Origin of the sequence: Streptomyces sp. NPDC005899 (genome assembly GCF_040629645.1) — a bacterium.
Lineage (GTDB): Bacteria > Actinomycetota > Actinomycetes > Streptomycetales > Streptomycetaceae > Streptomyces.
The window spans coordinates 1-3836 of sequence record NZ_JBEXWB010000478.1; the positions used below are offsets into that span (position 1 = coordinate 1).

Annotated in this window: 4 protein-coding genes; all 4 read right to left on the bottom strand. The window is 75.1% G+C overall.

All coding sequences use genetic code 11. The features are described 5' to 3' along the window. Positions 1–79 precede the first annotated feature (79 nt). Positions 80–760: a response regulator transcription factor gene (locus tag ABZ371_RS30160; protein ID WP_358685554.1), complete on the bottom strand. Its 681-nt coding sequence runs from the start codon at positions 758–760 to the stop codon at positions 80–82. After that, entirely contained in the window at positions 757–2103 is a 1347-nt protein-coding gene (locus tag ABZ371_RS30165; protein WP_358685556.1) for a histidine kinase, read from the bottom strand. Before ABZ371_RS30165 ends, ABZ371_RS30160 begins: the two co-directional genes overlap by 4 nt. 206 nt (positions 2104–2309) lie before the next feature. Further along, positions 2310–3233, bottom strand: coding sequence for a DUF4429 domain-containing protein (locus ABZ371_RS30170; protein WP_358685558.1), 924 nt, complete (start codon positions 3231–3233; stop codon positions 2310–2312). A gap of 98 nt (positions 3234–3331) precedes the next feature. Continuing rightward, a partial coding sequence (locus ABZ371_RS30175) for an alpha/beta hydrolase (protein ID WP_358685561.1) occupies positions 3332–3836 on the bottom strand: 505 nt, incomplete at its 5' end.

The following is a 3836-nucleotide window of genomic DNA, read 5'->3' on the forward strand; positions in this document are numbered from 1 at the left end:
GTCGGGGCGAGCGCGGCGGGAAGCGGGCCCGGGGAAGCGGCCCGGCGGGAAGCGGGCCGGGCGGGGAGTGGGCGCGGCCCTACGCTTCGCCCGGCGCCACCAGCCCCGACTCGTACGCGAAGATCACCGCCTGGGCGCGGTCGCGCAGCCCGAGCTTGGCCAGCACCCTGCCGATGTGCGTCTTCACCGTCTGCTCCGCCAGCACCAGCCGCGCCGCGATCTCCTGGTTCGACAGGCCCCGGGCGATCAGCTCCAGCACCTCCGTCTCACGCGGCGTCAGGCCGTTCAGCCGCAGCGCCGGACCGCCGGACGGGGCCGCCGGCCGCTGACGCGCGAAGTCCGCGATGAGCCGCCGCGTCACGGACGGCGCGAGCAACGCGTCCCCCGACGCCACCACCCGCACCGCCGAGATCAGATCCGCCGGCGGGGCGTCCTTCAGGAGGAACCCGGAGGCCCCGGCGCGCAGCGCCTCGTAGACGTAGTCGTCCACGTCGAACGTGGTCAGCATCAGCACCTTCGGCCGGTGGACCACCCCCACCGCCGGGCTCAGCAGCTCGCGGGCGGCGGCCAGGCCGTCCATCTCCGGCATCCGGACGTCCATCAGCACGACGTCCGGATGCACCGTCCTGCTGACCTCGACGCCCCGGCGGCCGTCCGGGGCGTCGTCCACCACGTCGATGTCGCTCTGCGCCGCCAGCAGGGCGGCGAATCCGGCCCGCACCATGGCCTGGTCGTCGACGATGATCACACGGATGGTCACGAGTCCTCCGGATTCACGGATGCCGCGGGCGGCCGGTCCGGCGGCAGGGGGAGCCGCGCCGCCACCCGGAAACCCCCGTCCGGCAGGGGGCCGGTGTCGAGCGTGCCGCCGGTCAACCGTACGCGTTCCCGCATGCCGACCAGCCCGTGCCCCGTCCCCGACACCTCCAGCGGCGCACCCGGCTCCCGCGCCCTGTCGTTGACGACCAGCACAGTCAGGCGACCGTCCCGGGCCGTCACCGACACCCGGGTCCGGGCACCCGGCGCATGCCGTACGACGTTGGCCAGCGCCTCCTGCACGATGCGGTACGCCGACAGGTCCACCGTCTGCGGCACACCACCCCGCTCCACCGCATCCCGCACGTCCGCCGCCAGCGACAACTCCGCCGGGACCCCGGCCCGCACCGTGGCCTCCACCAGCTGCTGCAACCGGTCGAGCCCGGGCTGCGGGGCCAGTTCGCCCCGGCTCCCGTCACTGCGCAGCACCGACAGCAGGCGGCGCATCTCGCCCAGCGACTCCCTGGCCCCCGCGGCGATCGACGCGAACTCCGCCCGCGCCTCGTCGGAGAGCCCGCCGATCCGGTACGGAGCCGAGTCGGCCTGCACGGTGATCACCGACATGTGGTGCGCGACCACGTCGTGGAGCTCACGGGCTATCCGGGCGCGCTCCTCCAGCAGCGTCCGCCGGGCGCGCTCCGCCTCACTGATCGTCTCCTGCTCCACGAGCAGGCGCTGCGCCTCGCTCCGCTCCCGTACCGCGGCCCCGATCACCAGCACCGGCGCGCCGAGGACGAACAGCAGGAGCCCGCCGCCGCCCTCGCGCGAGGGCACGAGGAGGTGCAGCAGCTGCCCGGCCGCTCCGATCACCAGCCACACGCCGATCAGGGTGTGCCTGCGCTCGCGCAGCCCGAGGGCCAGCAGCACGAAGAGGTGGCCGACGATGACCGGCGCGGGCCAGGGCCAGAGGGCCTCCTGCCGATCGGGCTGGACCAGCAGGGCGCCCAGGACGTCGAAGGCGAAGATGATCCACCAGGCCTGGAGCGGCCGGTGGACCAGCATCAGCAGCGGCGCGGCCTGCCCGACGGCCAGCGCCCCGGCGACCCCGCCGGACAGCCCGTACCCGTCGGTCAGCACCACGATCGTGACGGGGAGGAGGACGGCGGTGAGGGCGACGACGACCACGTACGGCAGCAGCCGCAGCCAGCGCCTCGGGGAGTCGGCGAACAGCGGGGTCGGCGGATGGGACGCGTGGGACAACCCGTGGGCGAGCTCGCGCAGATTGCGGCGGGCGGCGCTCAGCAGACCGTCGGCGGGCGGCGGGGGCCCGGCAGGTGAGGTGGCCATGATCGGGTCAGGGTAGGCGGCGCACGCCCCGGCCGGCGTCATACCCGGGGGCCGGCCGCGGAGGCGGAGCCCGTACCGGGGTAGGGGGTGGGACGGGCCCGGGGCCCCTCCGCGGCAACCACCCGCGGCCCGGGCGGTCGCGGGTGGTCCCCGCATCATCCGGGGGGTTCCGGCTCCGCTCGGCTTCCGGGGTCCGGGGCGGTCGCCTACAGCTCGGCGAGGAGCTCGGCCTTCTTGGCGCTGAACTCGGCGTCCGTCACCAGACCGGCCTCGTGCAGATCGCCGAGGTGCCGCATGCGCTCCGCGATGTCCGCCGGGCTCCGCCGCTGCGCCCCGGCGGTGACGGACGCCGTCAGGACCGGTGCCGGCTGGGTCCGGCGGACTGCCTCCAGCACGGCGGCGGCGAACGGCAGCGACTCGTGCACCGGGCCGTAACCCAGGCCGAACACCACGGCGGCCGGGTCCTGGTCCGCCTGGGCGGGCCGAGGAGCCGAGGGGCCCGCCCCCGGCACGCCGCCCTCGGGCCCGTCCGGACCCTGTTCCGCCGCGGAGCCGCGCGGCAGGAGCCGGAGGTAGCCCTCGAACGCCTCCGGTGAGCGCCATTCGACGCCGCCGAGCTCCGCCACCGGGAACGTCTGGTCGCCCGCCTTCCACTTGGCACTGGACGCACCCGTCCGGGACCACCGGAAGGAGACCCGGGCACCGTCGAAGACGGCCCGTCCGTCGTACGCCTTGAACCGCAGCGGCGTGTCGGGCGCCGTGACCAGGAACCGCTCGGCGGGCAGGGCGGAGTCCGGCTCCAGAAGGGCCCGCAGCTCCTCCGCGTAGTACTCGGCGAGCGTCTCGTGCTCCGCGGGCAGCACCAGGCGGTAGGGGTCGCAGCCCTCCTTCAGCTGCCCCGCCGCGGCCTCCAGCAGCGGATCGGCGCCCGGTCTGGGCACCGCGTGCAGGACCACCGTGCCCCGCTTGCCCGGGGTCAGCGTCACCGACGAAAACGCCGCGTACGGTATGCGGCGTTCACGCAGACTCTGGAAGAGCCTCGGAGCGCGGATCCCCCGTTCGAAGCGGATGAGCACGGAGTCGGTGTCGAACTCCCAGGTGGCTTGAATACCGGCCAGCACATCACCCATGCGCCTCATCGTATGCGGCACGGGCCCGCGCGTCCCCCCTCGGTCGCCGCCAATCCCAGCACGACCGTGCGGCGTTCTCTACGCGCGTCGGCCTGTCCCTACGCGCGCCCCAGGGCGGGCTCGCCCCGGATCTCGCGGTGGCACGCGCGGTCGGCACCGGCGCAGCTGACCGTGTCGTACGCCCCCACGCCGATGGCGGCGAAGTTGCTGAGGCTCTGCGTCCCCGGCTCGAAATAGCCGCTGTGGCCGATCGCCCCGTTCGCCGACACGATGCGCGCGCCGAAGCCCGGCTCGACGGGATCGGCGCCGTGGCCGAGCCCTGCGACCTCCATGTTCGGCACGTCCCGGATCCAGTCGTCGCCGTCCCGCATCGCCCACACCCGGGCCCGGGTGTGCAGGGCGCCCACGGTGTCCGCCCGCATCCCGGGGCTCCCCGCGACGGCGATGTCGGACACCCGGGACGGCAGGTGGCGTGCGGCGAGACCGCACAGCACGGAGCCGTAGCTGTGGCAGAACAGCGAGACGGCCGAGGTGCCCGGCAGCGCGCCCACGAGCGCGTTGAGCCGCCCCGCCCCCATCGCCGCCAGTCTGCCCAGCGCGGCG